At 43.8% G+C, this 17,769-nt stretch carries 14 protein-coding genes; 7 read left to right on the top strand and 7 right to left on the bottom strand.

Annotated features, from left to right (window positions below; translation table 11 throughout):
• Positions 1-86 precede the first annotated feature (86 nt).
• Positions 87-2,969: a chitinase C-terminal domain-containing protein gene (locus BSR11_RS12515; RefSeq protein ID WP_072670685.1), complete on the bottom strand. Its 2,883-nt coding sequence runs from the start codon at positions 2,967-2,969 to the stop codon at positions 87-89.
• A gap of 289 nt (positions 2,970-3,258) precedes the next feature.
• Positions 3,259-4,167: an AraC family transcriptional regulator gene (locus BSR11_RS12520; protein ID WP_072671199.1), complete on the bottom strand. Its 909-nt coding sequence runs from the start codon at positions 4,165-4,167 to the stop codon at positions 3,259-3,261.
• 203 nt (positions 4,168-4,370) lie between these two features.
• Here BSR11_RS12520 and BSR11_RS12525 point away from each other — a divergent pair, with 203 nt between their 5' ends.
• The 4 genes from BSR11_RS12525 to BSR11_RS12540 all read left to right on the top strand — a co-directional run bounded on the left by BSR11_RS12525 (position 4,371) and on the right by BSR11_RS12540 (position 8,172).
• Entirely contained in the window at positions 4,371-5,519 is a 1,149-nt protein-coding gene (locus BSR11_RS12525) for an iron-containing alcohol dehydrogenase (protein ID WP_072670686.1), read from the top strand.
• Between the two features lie 158 nt (positions 5,520-5,677).
• Positions 5,678-6,127: a hypothetical protein gene (locus BSR11_RS12530; protein WP_139299837.1), complete on the top strand. Its 450-nt coding sequence runs from the start codon at positions 5,678-5,680 to the stop codon at positions 6,125-6,127.
• A gap of 297 nt (positions 6,128-6,424) precedes the next feature.
• Positions 6,425-7,516, top strand: coding sequence for a calcium:cation antiporter (locus tag BSR11_RS12535; RefSeq protein ID WP_167363665.1), 1,092 nt, complete (start codon positions 6,425-6,427; stop codon positions 7,514-7,516).
• 200 nt (positions 7,517-7,716) lie between these two features.
• A complete protein-coding gene (locus BSR11_RS12540) occupies positions 7,717-8,172 on the top strand; it encodes a methylglyoxal synthase (protein WP_072670689.1) in 456 nt (151 codons plus the stop codon).
• Between the two features lie 109 nt (positions 8,173-8,281).
• On the opposite strand, the gene pncA is transcribed toward BSR11_RS12540, so the two are convergent.
• Together pncA and helD are read right to left on the bottom strand one after the other, a co-directional pair.
• Entirely contained in the window at positions 8,282-8,899 is a 618-nt protein-coding gene (pncA, locus tag BSR11_RS12545; RefSeq protein ID WP_072670690.1) for a bifunctional nicotinamidase/pyrazinamidase, read from the bottom strand.
• Between the two features lie 13 nt (positions 8,900-8,912).
• Entirely contained in the window at positions 8,913-10,976 is a 2,064-nt protein-coding gene (gene helD / locus BSR11_RS12550; protein ID WP_072670691.1) for a DNA helicase IV, read from the bottom strand.
• A 183-nt stretch (positions 10,977-11,159) separates the two neighbouring features.
• Between helD and yccS the strand changes: the two genes are divergently transcribed.
• The 3 genes from yccS (at position 11,160) to BSR11_RS12565 (ending at position 15,100) form a co-directional block, all read left to right on the top strand.
• Positions 11,160-13,313 (top strand): YccS family putative transporter, encoded by a 2,154-nt coding sequence (gene yccS / locus BSR11_RS12555; protein ID WP_072670692.1) that lies wholly within the window; start codon positions 11,160-11,162, stop codon positions 13,311-13,313.
• A 101-nt stretch (positions 13,314-13,414) separates the two neighbouring features.
• The gene (locus tag BSR11_RS12560; protein WP_072670693.1) at positions 13,415-13,708 is read left to right on the top strand and encodes a hypothetical protein; all 294 of its coding nucleotides are present in this window, start codon (positions 13,415-13,417) and stop codon (positions 13,706-13,708) included.
• A gap of 132 nt (positions 13,709-13,840) precedes the next feature.
• Positions 13,841-15,100 carry a hydroxymethylglutaryl-CoA reductase gene (locus BSR11_RS12565; protein ID WP_139299838.1) on the top strand — a complete coding sequence of 420 codons (1,260 nt, stop codon included), beginning with the start codon at positions 13,841-13,843 and terminating at the stop codon, positions 15,098-15,100.
• A gap of 67 nt (positions 15,101-15,167) precedes the next feature.
• Here BSR11_RS12565 and modC read toward each other — a convergent pair whose 3' ends face one another.
• From modC to modA, 3 genes are read right to left on the bottom strand one after another with little or no spacing between them, the layout of a single operon-like run.
• The gene (modC, locus tag BSR11_RS12570) at positions 15,168-16,280 is read right to left on the bottom strand and encodes a molybdenum ABC transporter ATP-binding protein ModC (protein ID WP_072670694.1); all 1,113 of its coding nucleotides are present in this window, start codon (positions 16,278-16,280) and stop codon (positions 15,168-15,170) included.
• Positions 16,277-16,978: a molybdate ABC transporter permease subunit gene (modB, locus tag BSR11_RS12575; protein ID WP_139299839.1), complete on the bottom strand. Its 702-nt coding sequence runs from the start codon at positions 16,976-16,978 to the stop codon at positions 16,277-16,279. Before modB ends, modC begins: the two co-directional genes overlap by 4 nt.
• Positions 16,959-17,741 (bottom strand): molybdate ABC transporter substrate-binding protein, encoded by a 783-nt coding sequence (gene modA / locus BSR11_RS12580; RefSeq protein ID WP_072670695.1) that lies wholly within the window; start codon positions 17,739-17,741, stop codon positions 16,959-16,961. The genes modB and modA overlap by 20 nt, the downstream gene beginning before the upstream one ends.
• Positions 17,742-17,769 lie beyond the last annotated feature (28 nt).

Raw genomic sequence — 17,769 nt, forward strand, 5'->3', positions numbered from 1 at the left:
CTTGAATCGTTAAGTAATAGCATAGAAAAGACCGCCATGTATCGGCGGTCTTGTTACCTGTTACCGTTAACCAGTCACACTAATAACTATGGGCAAGCCACTTCATCCCAAAACCAATTGGTTTGCATCGGTGATTCCCAAGGTCCTGGGTTATTTTTGGCAATAAAACACTTTCCGTTATACGTCACTGTCGTGCCATTAGCGACTTGGCTAACACCGGGTTGCCATTGCACAACGTCTCCAGGTGTGCTACCTCCATTGCCCGGGTCTTCACCATTACCACCGCCATTGCCATTGTCATCAGAAAGGTCGGCCAACGGTAAGTCTGGCTGCTCAGACTTAAAAGCGTACTCTCTGCCATTAATATTAACGCTGTAGTTCGCTGGCCCAGAAATCGGCAAGTAATACACCATATCCAGTTCATAACTCTCTCCCGCTGGTAATGCTTTCCATGCGGGCAATGAGAAGGCAACACGATGCATCGTACCATCTAAGCCGCCAATATTATTGCCTCGCGTATGGCCGGAAGAAATAACCGCTAACCCTGCACCAGATTGATCCTTCGCGTTATCCGGTGTGGAAACGGGGATATCAAACTGGAACTGCGTGCCACCAGGAAGATCAACCCCAGTATGGTTAGTAAAGGTCAAGCGAGGGTTAATGGGATAGTTTTGATCGCCAACTTTAAAGCCATCAATAGTCACGCGAATATCCACCACTTGATCAGGGATGGCTCCCGTCGCTACTCGATTGCCGTAAGGGGCAGCAGATTTAAATTTTTCATACATGGCTTTGGTCATGGTATTACCCATGTGATACTCACCATTACCGCTCGCACAAGCTTGCTCTGTCCAATCGATTTGTCCACGCTGACCATTGGCATCAAGCACATAGCAGTTATAGTCTCCGGCTAATTCCCAGAACATAATACCGCCGATCTCTTTATCAATAACGTAGTCCGCTTTAATAGTGATCGATTGTTTATCTTCGGTAGAAAGGAAGACTCGTTTTTCCGCGTTCCATAACCAAGGAGCGATCGCAACACTGTCAAAGTGACGCTGGTATTGGCCTACCCATGGCGTACTCTCAGGATGCAATCCGTAAGCGGCTAAATAAGAGCCCCAAATACCTTGTTCAAGGTTTTTGGCATGCCACATTGGGTTAGAACCTGCGCCCATTTCATTCCCATTGGCATCCAAATCATGCCACATGTTATCTAATCCTAACGCCCCGTAACCGCAATTATTCTTTTCTCCTTCCCCAGTACCCGCAGGACACTCATTTTGATTCGGTAACGGTGCTCGTCCCCAAAGGCCATTTTCACCTCCCGTCACCCCTTGCCAACCTCGCGTATAGTAAGGCACACCAATATTAATCCGTCCCGCTGGCATTGAGCCACGGAAATAATGGAAAGCCCAATCGGTGTTCAGATAGCCGATGCCACCATATTGTGCTGTCGTATAAACACCCCATTGAGCAAGTTCAGAGTCTTTACCGGTATCGTAAAGAGCGGCATTATGTCCAACATGATCATTCCACGCACCATGTAAGTCATAAGTCATGATGTTGACATAATCGAGGTACTTAGCCACTTCCATGGTTTCCATACCACGTAGTAAGTAAGCAGATGAAGGGGCGGCAATCGTCAGCATATAATGAATACCATCTTGCTCACTGGCGATATCTAATCGCTCACGTAGTACCCGCATTAACTCATGGTAAGAACGCATCAGATAAGGACGACGTGATTCTGCGGAGGCTTTATCATCGGGATTACCGGCACCAGACATCGAGGTTGGATATTCATAATCGATGTCTAAGCCATCAAAACGGTATTGACGCATCATCTCTATTGCTGAATCAACAAAAGTAGAAATCGCCTGATGATTAATAGAACCATCAGCATTGGTCGTCATTGTATAGAAACCACCATCGGCGATTCGTTCACCATTATCGGCAAAATGACCACCCGTTTCCGCCCATCCACCAATCGAGATCAAGGTTTTGACATCATAACGTTCTTTATAGGTTGCTAACGCGCCAAAGTGACCTTTGAAACCGAGTGTCGGATCAATATCAACTCCCTCCCATTCTTTTCCGACTGCGGGGTTGTTGGGATCATCAACATTACCGATGTTGACCTTGCCATCAGAGCCAATACTGACAAACGCGTAATTAATGTGGGTCAAGTTTTGCCAAGGAATATCTTTCACTAAATAGGAGGTTTGAGGATCATCTCCCGCTCGCCAACTGGTGAAATAACCAATCACACGCCTTGGTTGGCCACCCGCCATGATTTCACGTCCTTGCTCGTCGTAGACAGTACAATAAGGAACATTAACGCCTTCAGTTTGATACAAACCATCCGGACGACACGTATTGGCAATAAGCGCATGGGCGACGGTTAATGTTAATATCGAAGAGCTGGATAGTGCACCTTTATCATCCGTTACTTTAGCTTGGATAGCTAAATTTCCAGAACGGGTGACTTCGTAATCAAAAATATATGGCGCTTGTGATACCGTTGCCACGCGTTGGCCGGAGATAAAAAATTCCACCTTAGCCACTTGACCATCGCTATCGTCGGCGTCCGCAGAAACTCTTACTGTATCACCCAACTCAGCGGTGTTAGTTGACAGAGTTATTTCAATCGTTGGCGGCTGATTATCATCCCCCTCCGTATCACCATCTTCACCACCGTTGCCAGTATCACAGCTACCAAGTAATTGCCACGGTGCATAATCACCAGAGAACTGGGCTGGATTATTATTTTGTGTCCAATACTTCGCTTGATAGGCCACATGATTATGCTGAACCTGAGCACCGCCAGTGTATACCGCACTAGATTGCCAATCATCCAAACCATCGCAGTTTACGGCGGCATAGCTGTTCAACGCCAGTAAACAGGAGACGGAAAGTGTACTGAGTGTAAATACCGCTTTGGGTACATTTACTTGCTTTAAGCGCATCTCATTTTCCTTAAGTTATTGTTTCCACGTATTAAAGCGTACAGTCCTTACTCTGCATGCTTTAAATCTTTCGTGAAATAACTGTAGAACAGTCCACTTATTTAGCACCTAATAAAGTGTCAAACTTAAGAATCACTCGCAAAGGAGTGCTTAAAACGTACAAGGTTTACATACTTATTTTGCATCAAGAGCCAACTTATTAAACAAAGGCTAGCTTTCAAAGTTGGAGCATGATACGCAAGGACAACGGATCAATAGTGCACCACAAATAGGCTCAAGATGGTGATGATTAAACTTTCAATAAAGCACCACGTGGAGTGTGATTAAAATGGCGTTTATACTCTCGGCTAAATTGTGAAGGACTGGTATAACCGACCAGCCGCGCAGCATCATTGACTCGCTTACCCTCGATTTGAATTAACTCTTTGGCTTTATTTAAACGGACTTTTTTAAGGTACTGCAAGGGCGATTCCATGGTAACACCACGAAAAGCTTGATGAAAAGCGGAAATACTCATGTTCGCTTCTTCTGCTAACGCATTAACCGTTAAAGATGTGGCGTAATCACGATGTACTTTACTCAGCGCTTTCGCTATTCGAGCATAATGTCCCTCGTGATGAGCCAATTCAAACAACACATACCCCTCTGCGCTGGTTAACGCTCGAAAAGCCATCTCTTCAAGTAAAGATTGCCCTAATAGCTCAGCCTCCAGTCCATCAATCAAAGCATTCATCAGCCGTTTACAACTGTTAAGCATGGGCGGATTCATTTGTACCGATTTCAGGCCACAAGGATTATTAGCATCCACTGACGGTTGAAAACCGTTTTCCTCTAAAGCGGCGACCTGTTTGAGCAATAGTGAATGCTCAATATCAATCGTTAACCCCAATAATGGTTGATTCTGTTTCGCTACCGCTTCACATTCCAGTGGCATCGGCACCCCCACCACCAGATAGTCGTTCGGCCCATAATCGACGGCAATTTCCCCTAAATGGATGCGTTTCTGACCTTGACCTAAAATCACGATCCCAGACTGATAGATAAACGGCTGACGCGGGTTACCTTGACTACTGCGATAAAACCCTACCCCAGAGATCGCAGTGTCCACACAACCTTCGAGTTGATGCAACGCATATTTATCGACATAGTTTTGCATCAATTGCGCCAGATCGGCATTTTTCTCAGTTTGACTCACCATTCTGTCCATATCATCAACCATTGTAGAAATAGGCAATAAATTTACAGGAATGGCTCTATTATCACCACAACCATTCTACTATTATGCATCTTGCAATGTATCAACCCTATACTTGACTCCCCTAAAAACGATAGCCAGATCAGCCATGCTGCATCTTTAAAGAGGCTAAACGGTCGTCATTTCAACAATAAGAGGTACGAGTAATGCAATTTACCTATGTCAATCCGACTCAGATTTATTTCGGTCAGCAGCAAATCGCAGCGATCAGCCAAGCGATCCCACGTCAGCATAAGGTTCTGGTCATCTACGGTGGTGGATCAATTAAACACAATGGCGTTTATCAGCAAGTGGTCGATGCCCTGCAAGAACATACTTGGCTGGAATTTTCCGGCGTCGAGCCAAACCCAACCAAAGAAACTCTTGATAAAGCCGTTGCTATCGTTAAGCAGCAAGAGATTGATTTTATTCTTGCTGTTGGTGGGGGATCAGTGATTGACGGTTCAAAATACGTCGCCGCCGCCGCTAAATACTCAGGGGATGGCTGGGATATCATGTTAGGTAAGCACCGTGTCACCGATGCCACACCGATTGGCGCGATTCTCACTTTGCCCGCTACTGGCTCTGAATCAAACTCTGGAGCAGTAATCACTAAAGCAGAGACTCAGGATAAACTTTCCTTCTTATCGCCACACGTACAACCTAAATTTGCCGTGATGGATCCCGATGTAATGAAGACGCTACCAGAGCGTCAGCTTGTTAATGGTTTGGTGGATGCATGGGTGCATATTTGTGAACAGTATCTCACCTATCCAACCCAAGCGATGGTCCAAGATGGCTACGCTGAAGCACTACTGAAAAATCTATTGGTGTTGGGCGAAGGTTTTGCACAAAGAGATAACGACGCTTGGCGTGCTAATTTGATGTGGACGGCTAATCAAGCACTGAATGGATTAATCGGCAGTGGCGTTCCCCAAGATTGGGCGACACACATGATTGGCCATGAACTGACCGCGTTATGGCAAGTGGATCATGCTCGCTCATTAGCCATTGTCCAACCCGCTCTACTGCGTAACCAATTAGCCGCTAAGAAAGCAAAGTTGGAACAAATGGGGCAACGGGTATTTAACTTAGCACCGAGTGAAGATTTAGCATTATGTACTATTGATGCGATTGAAGCGTTTTATCATCAGTTGAATGTCGATACTCAGTTTTCTGCGCCCAATATGACCACTAAGCAAGCTGTCGATAAGGTAATTGAACAGTTGGAAGCGCATGGAATGATTGCTTTGGGTGAACATCAAGCGATCACCCTTGAACAATCACGCAATATTCTTACACAAGCTTTTATTTAATCGATCAGAGCAGTACTGCGGTGCTGCTCTTTCCTGCCGTATTTTTAATCCCCCAATAATAAGATTTTTAAATTTGTGACCGCTATCATTTTTTATTGACGGTAAATTGAATCTCTTCTACTATTTGCGCAACTTTTCATCTGAATAGTGTGACCATTGTGACCATTCATCGCCTTAACATACTGATGTTTGTATTGTTAATGAGCTTGTTTTTTGCTCAGGCGGGCGTGTATTCACAAAATCATCCGACATTTTCATTGAGTGATTCTCATCTTACTGTTGTTCAAGATGATGCAAGAGTTTTAGCTCCGACATCCAGTGACGTCAATTATAGTAAAGAAGCCTTACACCCTCATCATGCTATCCATCATTTAAACCATTACCGATTAAATAGCGAAGATGAATACGCTTCATTGGGGCTGAGTCCTAACTACTACTTACTCGCTGAAATTGTCTTATTGCCTATTGCTATTCTATCGATTGGCTATCGCCCATTGTTCAACCCCAATATTCATTGGTCTTATTATACACATCGTTCATCAACCTGTATTTATGGCTGTAACAATAACAACCTACAATACAAGTTTACCCATTCTCGTCATTACTAATTTAAGACTGGTTTAGTCTTTCATAAATACCATATTGCTAAAAACTGATCTTCTTTGATAGACGGTATGTATTTCTATACCTAATCAACTAACCATCAGTAAGATAATGGTTTATCTTTCTAACCACTTAAATATTTTTAACTAATAACGAGTTATATACGATGAAACTTAAACATAAACTTATTCTTTCTTTATTAATACTCATTTTCATCATGAGTAGTTTTACTGCTTGGTCTGCATCTCATCATCCTGTTATCGACAGTATTGTATCCACTTATAACCCTACATGAGGTGCACATAATGAAATTCATCCGTAATGAATGGGTATTATTTATAGGATTATTAACTGTCCTATTTTTCAAAACAATCGGTAATGATCTTTTACTAGGCTCTAGCAGTAGTTTTTTGTATTGGTCATCCGCTGGTTTTCTATTTATTATTGTTATGTTGTCTATCTTTGGTGTTGTAAAACACTCTGATGCATTAGCAATTAATCTTGGCGATCCGTTAGGGACTTTGATATTAACGCTATCGGTGATTTCCTTAGAAGTAATCATGATTTCATCAGTGATGTTGACGGGAGACTCGAACCCAGTATTAGCCAGAGATACTATGTTTGCTGTCATCATGTCGATACTCAACGGCTTAGTCGGTGTAGCATTACTCATTGGAGGTCATAAATATCATATACAGAAATATAATATTCAAGGTATAAATTCTTATTTAGTCGCAATTGTGCCCTTAACTATTTTATGTTTAATACTACCCAATTTTACCAGTAAGAATGAGTTTGGTGAAATGTCCTTCATCCTTGCTTCGGCTTTGGTGGTTATCTCTATTATTCTTTATGGTATCTTTTTATATGTACAAACAAAAAGCCATAGTTACTTTTTTATCGATGAAGATAACGATCATACCGATGAACACCATAGTATTCTAGGTAGTAATACTTATCACTTTTTATTATTATTTGGCTATTTGATTGTGGTTATCTTTCTTGCCAAGAGTATTGCCATACCTATTGATGCAAGCATTGGACACTTAGGTGCTCCCGCAGCATTAGGTGGACTAGTCGTTGCATTGTTAGTACTCGCTCCTGAAGGTGTGGGAGCAATCAAAGCATCTTTAAATAATCAGTTACAAAGGGCTATGAATTTATTCTTTGGTTCAATATTGGCAACGATATCACTGACAGTACCTGCCGTCATTATTATTTCTAATATCATTGGAGAACCCATTATATTAGGTTTAGAACCCGCACAAATGATTCTTTTGATCGCAAGTTTAATGGTCGCAAGTATTAGTTTTAGACATGGTAAAACAAATATTCTTAATGGAGTCACTCACTTATTTTTGTTCTTTATCTATCTTGTGCTGATTTTCGACTAATCACTCCCCCCCATCATTGGTTTGTCGCTATCTTGATGGGGGAATGGCGTTTACAAGATTCAACGCCATCGTCAACCAGATAAAATAGCTTAAATCGTACCATAGCAAGCGCCAGTTCGAGTTTTTGTCGTAAAGTCATTGAATAAGCGTATAGTTTTAGTTATTTAACTCTGACTCTCTACCGATTAGGAAAGATGGCAATGAAAAAAACAACACGCATTATGGCTGCGAAAAAGCACGTCGCTTTAGTTGCTCATGATAACTATAAAGGCGAATTGCTACGTTGGGTGGTTGAAAACCAATCTAAGCTTGAAAAACATGAACTGTACGCAACGGGCACAACTGGTCATATGCTCAATAAAGAAACCGGATTAGCGATTACCAGCATGATCAGTGGTCCAATGGGTGGCGATCAACAACTAGGCGCTAAAATTGCCGAGGGGAAAATAGATGTCTTGATTTTCTTTTGGGATCCGCTCAATTCTGTACCACATGATCCAGACGTTAAAGCTTTATTGCGGATTGCGAGTGTGTGGAATATTCCTGTCGCCACTAACCGCGCTACGGCAAAATTTTTATTTAATTCAATACTCATGGAGCAAGAAGTCGAGATCGAAATCCCTGATTATCATGCCTATCTTGCTGACAGAACGTAATGACTTCATACCATATCGATAAGCGGCGATTGGATCCTTAAATACTTTCGCGTTGTCGATGAATGATAGCAGTAAGAGAAGAGGCGTGTTATCACGCCTCTTTACCGACTCAGGCCATCGCCTGTTGCGATAAAATCACTCTGCAACCCGCCTCTTCCATCGTTTGCCAAGCCTTATCAATATCACCTTGTGCCAAATCAACCCCGCGACAAGCATCTTTAATGACCCAAGTTTTAAATCCTAATGACACAGCATCCAAAGCGGTAAATTTTACGCAGTAATCTGTAGCCAGTCCGGCAATATAGACATCACTGATCGCGTGTTGCTGTAAGTACTCGGCTAATCCTGTTGCATGGCGACGTTGGTTATCAAAAAAACCACTATAGCTATCGATATCAAGATGAGTCCCTTTGTAGATAATATGTTCGATAGCATCGAGATTAAGGCCTGCGATAAACTCCGCACCGACGGTATCTTGCACACAATGATCCGGCCATAATATCTGTTCAATGCCAGAGAGCGAGATGACTTCCCCAGGCGTTTTACCTTGAGTAGAAGCAAAGCTCGCATGCCCTGCAGGATGCCAATCTTTGGTGGCAATAACATGGTCAAAATGGGGCATTAATAAATTAATCACTGGGACGACACTCTGTCCTTCAGGAACTGGCAAAGCGCCATCGGATGCAAAATCATTTTGCACATCTACTAAAATCAAAGCCTTATACATACTATTCCTTTATTTATATCGATTTACTGACTGGATACCCCTCGGTGAGTAACTCTTGAATAAAGCAAGAGCCATTTCCGCTATAAGTTATCCAGACTTTCTCTTTGGCTCGGGTCATGGCGACATAAAATAGACGGCGTTCTTCTGCAAACGGAAAATCCACTTTAGATTGAGTTAAAGCACTATCTAAGTGACAAGTTTTCACTCGTGCAGGAAACTGCCCTTCATTGACCGCTAAGATAATAACAAAATCCGCCTCTTTGCCTTTGCTTGCATGACAGGTCATAAAGTTGATCTGCAGCGAGGCATAACGCCGTTGCCATTCTGCCAGATGCTCTGGCTGATGATAATGGTTACGACCTAATAACAACACTTGTTTCGGCACTTTAGCCTGACGATTAAGTTTATCGAGTATTTTTTCAATTTGATTACTGGCGCAAAGGACCACCGCTTTCTGCTTCTGCGATTTAAAACTATTCAGCGTCTTGGGTAACTGATGAGGATTTTTCTGCACAAACTGATTGGCCACCAAACCAATTTGATCGTTAAAACGATAAGTCGTATCAAGATGATGAATGGTCGACTGCGGAAAGCGCGCTGCAAATTCCGTGGTTAAATTGACATCCGACCCAGCAAATTGATAAATCGACTGCCAATCATCGCCTACCGCAAATAAATTGGGGCGATGCGGAGCCTGTTCACACAACGCTTGTATCAACGCCAAACGAGGGGGAGAAATATCTTGATACTCATCGATCATGATGAATTTCCAAGGCACAGAAAACTTCCCTTTGCGTACATAATCCGTCGCTTGGCTGATCATGATATTAAAATCGATCTGCTGCTCATCTTTCAACATTTGCTGCCATGCTTGGTAGCAAGGCCAACACAAAGCAAGTTCACTATTCAAACGAGGATAATCAATATGATCAATAAGTTGCTGCTGAATCGCTTTTTTCGTCGTTCCCAGTTGAGCGAGTTGATCGAGCTGCTTTTCCAACCATGCGATCAGTTTAGGGTTTTCAACGTGACTCCCTAGCTCATCATCACCGACTAAATAAGCAATCGGCCACTGTGCTAGATGTTTCTGCCAACGCTTAAAATTGGTTGGTGTCATCCAGTGCCGCTTCAACCAGTCCGTACACCAAGCTTTTTTCAGCTTATCATCCAATGCCAACGGAGAGATCACAGCGGGTTGATCTTCCACTTGATTAATTATTGATAATCCCAGTTGATGAAAGGTGTTAATACGAATGTTATCGGCGGCAAGACCAATCTTATTTTTTAGACGTTGTTCCATCTCATTAGCAGCGTCTTTACCAAAAGCCACCAACAATAATTGCTCCGCTTGCGCCAAATGGCTCTGTAATAAATAAGCCACTCTTGCGGTTAATACACTGGTTTTCCCTGAACCTGCACCAGCAAGCACTAAGTTATGATCATCATTGAGCAACACGGCTTGCTGCTGAGATACATTAAGCGGTGAAGATTCAAGCTGTGAAAAAAGAATCGTCCAATTTTGACGCTCAATATCTAACCAAGTTTGATTACGTCCTTGTAAGGCTTGATCAGGAGTTAACAACCAAGGCACTAATGATTCCATCGCATGAGGCAAATGCTTGATGGCCTCTTCTAAGCTCATATTCATGGCTGCCAGATCGGTAAAGACTTGATTGATCCACTGCTCTAATGGGGAATGCGGTAAAAAAGCTGGCAAATGTTGTAAATGGTGCAGTTCTTGCTGCCATTGAGGTAAATGTAATCTCAATTGCTGACATTGCTGATGAAACCATTGTTGATAAACACTGACGATATGATGTGCAAATTGTCGAGCTTGTGGCCAAGGTAAACCTTGTACGACCCAAACGCGTTGTGTGTCTTGTTCCGGATGAGCAAAAAACTGTAACTCAGCCCACAAAATGCCCCGTCGAATTTTGACCTGTCCATTCCAGATGGTAAAAGGGATCCGTTCTTCACTGTGCAACGAAGAAAGCACCAAACGCTGATTTTCTAAGCCAACATGGTGATATTCATTAGCAATAAAAAATTGTGCAGTTTGGGTTGCACTTAGCTGCATTTTCGGCGATTCCTATCGATTTTATCAACCTACATCATAACTCAATCATCAATAGCAATGAAAAATTAATGTCAATAATGAACAACTCACTAAGACAGAATGACAGTTTTATTATTCTTGATCAGAATGTTAGCGTAAAGTTCTGCTAAACTGAGTGTTTTAGGCTTGGCATCGATTCTCACTGTGCAGCGACTTCATTTACTTCGCCTTTATTGGGCAAACAAAACCATTAATTACTGCCTACTGATCCTGATCACGCTCTTAGGTGTTGTCATTCCCGCTTGGCACTACCAAGTCAACACTTGGATAACGCCCCTGATCCTGGGAGTCATTGCCGCCGCCTTAGCAGAGCAAGATGATAAATTTACTGGTCGCTTAAAATCGATCATCCTAACCTTTATTTGTTTTGCGATAGCGGCCTTTTCTATCGAACTCTTATTTGATATGCCATGGCTATTTACCATTGGTTTATTTATCTCAACCTTCACTTTTATCATGCTGGGGGCTATCGGTACTCGTTATGCCAGCATTGCCTTTGGCTCTTTATTGATCGCCATTTACGCCATGCTGGGGGCAGACAAAAGTACTAACCTTTGGTTCCAGCCGTTATTATTACTGACCGGCAGCGCGTGGTATTACCTTCTGTCAATGCTGTGGCATGCATTTTGGCCAATGCAACCCGTCCAACAAAGTTTGGCTAACGTATTTGTTCAACTTGGTCACTATTTTGAGGCTAAGGCCGAATTATTTTATCCTGTCTCCAATTTAACACCTCAACCCCATCGAATTAATGAAGCCAATTTAAATGGCGCAACAGTGAATGCGTTGAATCAATGTAAAGCAACCTTGCTTGCCCGCTCAAAACGAGGGCATGTTGATGGCGCCAGTGACCGTTTCCTTAGTCTGTACTTCGTGGCGCAAGATATCCACGAGAGGGCCAGTTCAACGCATTATCGCTATCAAGAACTCGCGGAATCTTTTGCACGTAGTGATGTTCTGTTTCGCTTTAAACATCTGTTACAAGCACAAGCCCAAGCCTGCCACGATATTGCGCTTTCCATTCAGCTCGGACAACGATATCAGCACCGCAGTGATTCGATCATCGCTTTAGATGAATTACAGCTCTCTTTGGCGTATCTACAAGAGCAACAACAGCGAGAGTGGAAGCAATTTCTAGCTCAGCTCAGCTATCTATTTAACAATCTCGCGACGGTTGAAAAACAGCTCAGCAACGTCAGTAATCCTGATGTGCAAAAGACCGAGGATGATGTCTTACATGACACAGAAGCGCACTCGGTCAAAGCCATGTGGCAACGAATTCAAGCCAACTTCCATCGTGACTCATTACTGTTTCGTCATGCCATTCGTATGTCTATTGCTCTCACCGCAGGCTACGGGATTTTACAAGGATTGGATTTAGACCGCGGATACTGGATACTGTTAACCACCCTGTTTGTTTGCCAGCCTAACTACGCGGCAACACGGCAAAAGCTGGTTTCACGTATTATTGGTACTCTCGCTGGGTTATTAATTGGCGTTCCGCTTCTAACCCTGTTCCCCTCACAAGAGAGCCAGTTAGCTTTTATTGTAATTTCCGGTGTGATGTTTTTCGCATTTCGTCTCAATAACTACGGTTATGCGACCGGATTTATTACCTTGTTAGTGCTGTTTTGTTTCAACCAACTCGGTGCGGGTTACGCGGTAGTACTGCCACGTTTAGCAGATACCCTGATTGGCTGTGCTCTTGCTGTTGCCGCGGTGGTGTTTATTTTTCCAGATTGGCAATCAAAACGGCTTCATAAAGTCATGGCCGAAGCGATACAAGCCAATAAACAATATTTAGCACAAATTATTGGTCAATATCGTATCGGTAAAAAAGACAGTCTAAGTTATCGCATTGCGCGACGTGATGCTCATAATCAGGATGCTGCTCTTGCTGCAGCGGTCAGTAATATGCTCGCAGAACCGGGAAAATATCGCTCCGCGACCGATGAAAGCTTTCGTTTTTTAACCCTCAATCATGCACTACTGAGTTATATATCAGCGCTCGGTGCACACCGTACTCGAATCGATGATGAAAGTATCCACCAGTTAGTGCTCGATGCCCATCGAGTTATTCATCAACATCTTGAGGTATTGTATCAGCAATTATTCACCCATTGTGAACAGTGTGATACCAGCGATATCGACAATATTGGCTTGGAGAAGCGACTTTCTGAATGGCGAGAAGAGGATGATAGCTCTGCACGTATGGTGCTCCAGCAGTTGTATCTTATTTATCGGATGTTTCCAGAACTGCACTCCCTCGCCAGTAAATTTGCCGTCCGAGTGCAGTAATTGTGCATAGTCAAATCAACCACTCTCGACGGCCTATTATGGGATAAAGTTGCACTCAACCGCAGACAGGCGTATGCTTAAAAAAACAGCGAGGAAGTATTATGTCTGTCTCTGCCGTCTCTTCTGGTTATCCTATCATTCAACAGTCATCGAAAATGGCGGGTGAAGCGGCGCATGAAATTCAACAGGCTCAAATCCACTCTTCTCGTGTGCAGCAAGACCCCGCTTTGCAACTCAATGCTCTTGATAATAAGCCAACTCCCCCAAGCAAAAAACCCGACTCCGTTAATGCATTAATCAATCTCAATCAAGCTCAACAATACAATCGTGTAGGAGCAAGCGTCATTCAACGTGAACAAGAGATGATCGGCAGCCTACTGGATGTTCGTGTATAATCCCTCGTTCAGCGATAAGTAGTCACAGCCATTGACATTATTAACAACCATAAATTGTCAGCACCGATGACTAGTTATTGAGTTTGCTGACTCGCTCAGTACAATGCTCGAAAAATTTTAATTGTGATCTCTATGTCTAAATTTACTCTGCCATCGTGCGGAGAAAGTCGTGCTTTCTCCGCTCTTTCATCTGCTGATTCATTACAAGATGCCTTAGCACCACATTTTGAGCCAGCAAGCAAAACGCTGATCGCAAGCTCAAAAATGACGCCACACCATGTAGAAAAACGTTGGCAAGCCCTTAACCAACCTGAAGCGCAGGCACAATTATGGGATAACCAGACTCAACAAGATCTCGCTCATTACAGTAAAAATATTGAATATTTTATCGGTACCGTGAAAGTTCCTGTGGGCATTGCTGGTCCGCTGCGAGTCAATGGCCTGCATGCTAATGACGACTTTTTGATCCCTTTAGCGACCACTGAAGCGGCCTTAGTGGCCTCTTATCATCGGGGATGTAAATTGATCACTGCCGCTGGCGGAACCAGTGTGATGCTTCTCAATGAAGGCGTCACTCGTACTCCAGTCTTTGCTTTTGATGACCTAGCGCAAGCTGGGCAATTTATCGCTTGGGTAACCACACAATACGAGCAGTTTAAACAGCTAGCTCAAGCGACTACCGCCCACGGTCAACTGCATGATATAAACGTGACGATGGAAGGTAACCATGTTTATTTGGTGTTTGATTATCTAACCGGCGATGCCTGTGGGCAAAATATGGTGACCATTGCCACTAATGCTGTCTTTGAGTTTATCGTTCGTCACTCTCCTATTGAGCCGCGGCATGCTTTTTTAGATGGCAATTTATCGGGTGATAAAAAAGCCAATAGCCATGTTTTACGTCATGTACGCGGTAAAAAAGTCACCGCTGAAGTGCATATCTCCGCAGAACTGATCAAAAAATATCTGCATACGACTCCCGAAAGCATGGTGAAATTTGCAGAAATGACCACAATTGGTGGCGTAATCAGTGGTAGCGTCGGAATTAACGCACATTATGCCAATGCTCTCACCGCTTTCTCTATTGCTTGTGGTCAAGACCCCGCTTGTGTGGCGGAATCTGCCGTGGGAATCACGCGGATGGAACTCAACTCACAAGGCGGATTGTACACTTGCGTTACCTTACCGAACTTGATGGTCGGCACCGTCGGTGGAGGCACGTCATTGCCCAGTCAAAAAGCATGCTTAGCACTACTTGGACTGACGGGAAGCGGTAAAGCTCGAGCCTTAGCCGAAGTCGTCGCTGGTTTATGTTTAGCGGGAGAGTTATCAATCGCAGGGGCTTTCAGTGCTGGACATTTTTCAAGGGCGCACCGCAAACTTGCGCGCTAATCCATTCATAAAGGGAAGGTTCACCTTCCCTCTCAGCGGGGTGGACTTAATCATTATTCAATCAGCGTTAAGAGTGAGTCACCACAATGTCTCGCTGAGTGACACTTACCCCTTTAATCTGAGCATAGACCTGCATACCAACGTGTAAACCTAGCTCTTGTAGCGCCCATTCAGTAATCGTTGACCATAACCAACAGCCGTCGGCTAAAGTTAATTGTAGCGCGACACTTTTACGGATTTCTCCTTGCTGAAGATGCTCGATACGGGTGATTTTTACCGGCAAGATATTGCGAATTGATGTCGCTTGAGGAAACTGCCGTGCCACTGACACATCGGTAGCGCGGATTTGTAAACGCACTCTCTGCCCCTCTACAGCATCTTCAATTTGCTGTACCCATAAACCGACCTGCTCACTCAAAGCAACATAACTCAGACCATAATCTAGACGGTGATGAGTAAGATTGCCTACTAGCAAAGTACTTTGTTCGCTGAACGACTGCCATGGACGCATCAACGAGGAGGACCATACCTGCTCAATCGGCCCAGATAACCGCTCTCGTCCTTGATCTAATAGCACCAAATGATCCGCTAAGCGTAAAATCTCACTCATGCTATGCGTCACATACAAAATAGGAATGTTGATCTGCTGACCAAGGCGCTCTAAAAAAGGCATGACTTCTCTCTTACGAGGTAAATCTAACGAAGCCAGTGGCTCATCCATCAATAATAAGTCAGGTTTGGATAATAAAGCCCGACCAATCGCGACCCGCTGTTTTTCGCCTCCCGATAAATCATGTGGATAACGTTCAAGTAACGCATTTAGACCTAACAGACTCACTATCGACGTAAAATAGCCATCGTCGGCAACCGATACACCATAAGTCAGGTTACCACGCACTCGATAGTGGGGAAAAAGTCTTGCTTCTTGGAAGACATACCCTATTCGACGCCGCTCAACAGGAATATTAATCCCCTGCTCAGAATCAAATAACACTCGATTCGCTGTTTTTATATAACCGGAATCTGGTTGTTCTAAGCCACTGAATAAGTTAATTAATGTCGTTTTTCCTGCACCTGAACGGCCAAAGATGGCACTGACACCACGGCTGGGCAAGCGCAAATCAACATCAACCTGCATACAACCAAGCTGCTTTTTCACTTTTAGATGGAGGTCGGTCATTGATTCATCCCTAAGCGACGGCGTGTACGCCGATTCAACCATTCAGAAAAAAACAGCGACAATAAGGCAATCACAATCGAAATAAGACACAAACGGGCGGCTTCCATTTCTGAACCGGGAGTCTCGAGAAAATTGAACATCGCTAACGGTAGGGTTTGTGTCTCTCCTGGAATATTGGAGACAAAACTGATCGTCGCACCAAACTCACCTAAACTGCGTGCAAAAGAGAGCATCGTGCCGGTAATAATCCCAGGTAAAGTCAACGGTAAGGTGATGGTAAAAAAAACTTTCAGCGGCGACGCTCCTAATGTGCGCGCAGCTTGCTCAAGCCGAGGATCAACCATTTCAATACTCAAACGAATCGCTCTGACCATCAAAGGCAAAGAAATCACAAAACAAGCGAGTACGGCTCCACGCCAGCTAAAACTAAAAGACACGCCAAGCCATGTCTCTAACCAGCGACCAATAACGCCTTGTTTGCCCATAGTAATTAACAATAGATAACCGACGACAATTGGTGGCAATACCAAAGGGAGATGAATAAGACTATCGAGAATGCCTTTACCGATGAATGTTTTTCTCGCCAATACCCAAGCAAGGATAATACCAATCGGCAGCAACCAAATAATGGTATAAGTGGCGACTTTCAGACTGAGTTGCAAAGCAAGCCATTCATAATCACTGAGCAAACGGTTCATGCGCCATCTCTGTGGTAAATCCATAGCGAGCCAATATCGACTTTCCCGTTGGTGACGTGGCATAATCAATAAAAGTTTGGTTGCTTGGCTTATCCGTCAACCTCAATAGAGGATAATGAATGGTATTGTGTAAACTGACATCAAATACGGTCAAGGTCGTCACTTTATCACTCGATTGAGCATCAGTTTGGTAAACCATTCCCAAAGATGCCTCGCCTCGCTCGACCAAAGCCAGAGCTGAACGAGCATTATTAGTCGGAGCCAAATAAGATCGCACCTCATCCCAAACCCCAAGCGAACTCAGCACTTGCTGAGCATAAATACCAATAGGTACGGCCTCCGTATTACCAACCGCTAAACGGCTTTTGGCTAATCGCTGTAGCCATTGCTGCGAGTCAGCGGCATCAAATGGTGCAGAGGAAGCCGTAGCCGGCTGGATCAACACCACACGGTTACCAGCAATTAAAGTTACATTTTCACGGCCAATATGTAGCTTCTCGATCAGATACAGTGCCCAGTCATCATTGGCGGCTAAAAATAGATCCGCTGGCGCACCACGCTCAATTTGTCGGGCTAAAGCGGAAGACCCACCAAAAACAGGCACGACTTTTGTAGGATGGCTCGCCTGATAGTGCTTAATCAATTCGTTGACGGCGTTGGTCATCGACGAAGCGGCATATAAGTGGAGCGTCTGTTGTGCCAACAACGAGGGACTGAACACCAGCAGCAATAATGAAAATGCACCTTTTAACCCTTTCAACATAGTGATATTGCTTCCCTAAATGGCAACC

Origin of the sequence: Vibrio injensis (genome assembly GCF_001895205.1) — a bacterium.
GTDB classification, from domain to species: Bacteria; Pseudomonadota; Gammaproteobacteria; order Enterobacterales; family Vibrionaceae; genus Vibrio; species Vibrio injensis.

What these genes read in the sequence shown, in the direction of transcription:
- BSR11_RS12515 (WP_072670685.1), bottom strand. Translation starts at nt 2,969, where the DNA reads ATGCGCTTAAAGCAAGTAAATGTACCCAAAGCGGTATTTACACTCAGT.
- BSR11_RS12520 (WP_072671199.1), bottom strand. Translation starts at nt 4,167, where the DNA reads ATGGTGAGTCAAACTGAGAAAAATGCCGATCTGGCGCAATTGATGCAA.
- BSR11_RS12525 (WP_072670686.1), top strand. Translation starts at nt 4,371, where the DNA reads ATGCAATTTACCTATGTCAATCCGACTCAGATTTATTTCGGTCAGCAG.
- BSR11_RS12540 (WP_072670689.1), top strand. Translation starts at nt 7,717, where the DNA reads ATGAAAAAAACAACACGCATTATGGCTGCGAAAAAGCACGTCGCTTTA.
- pncA (WP_072670690.1), bottom strand. Translation starts at nt 8,899, where the DNA reads ATGTATAAGGCTTTGATTTTAGTAGATGTGCAAAATGATTTTGCATCC.
- helD (WP_072670691.1), bottom strand. Translation starts at nt 10,976, where the DNA reads ATGCAGCTAAGTGCAACCCAAACTGCACAATTTTTTATTGCTAATGAA.
- BSR11_RS12560 (WP_072670693.1), top strand. Translation starts at nt 13,415, where the DNA reads ATGTCTGTCTCTGCCGTCTCTTCTGGTTATCCTATCATTCAACAGTCA.
- BSR11_RS12565 (WP_139299838.1), top strand. Translation starts at nt 13,841, where the DNA reads ATGTCTAAATTTACTCTGCCATCGTGCGGAGAAAGTCGTGCTTTCTCC.
- modC (WP_072670694.1), bottom strand. Translation starts at nt 16,280, where the DNA reads ATGACCGACCTCCATCTAAAAGTGAAAAAGCAGCTTGGTTGTATGCAG.
- modB (WP_139299839.1), bottom strand. Translation starts at nt 16,978, where the DNA reads ATGAACCGTTTGCTCAGTGATTATGAATGGCTTGCTTTGCAACTCAGT.
- modA (WP_072670695.1), bottom strand. Translation starts at nt 17,741, where the DNA reads ATGTTGAAAGGGTTAAAAGGTGCATTTTCATTATTGCTGCTGGTGTTC.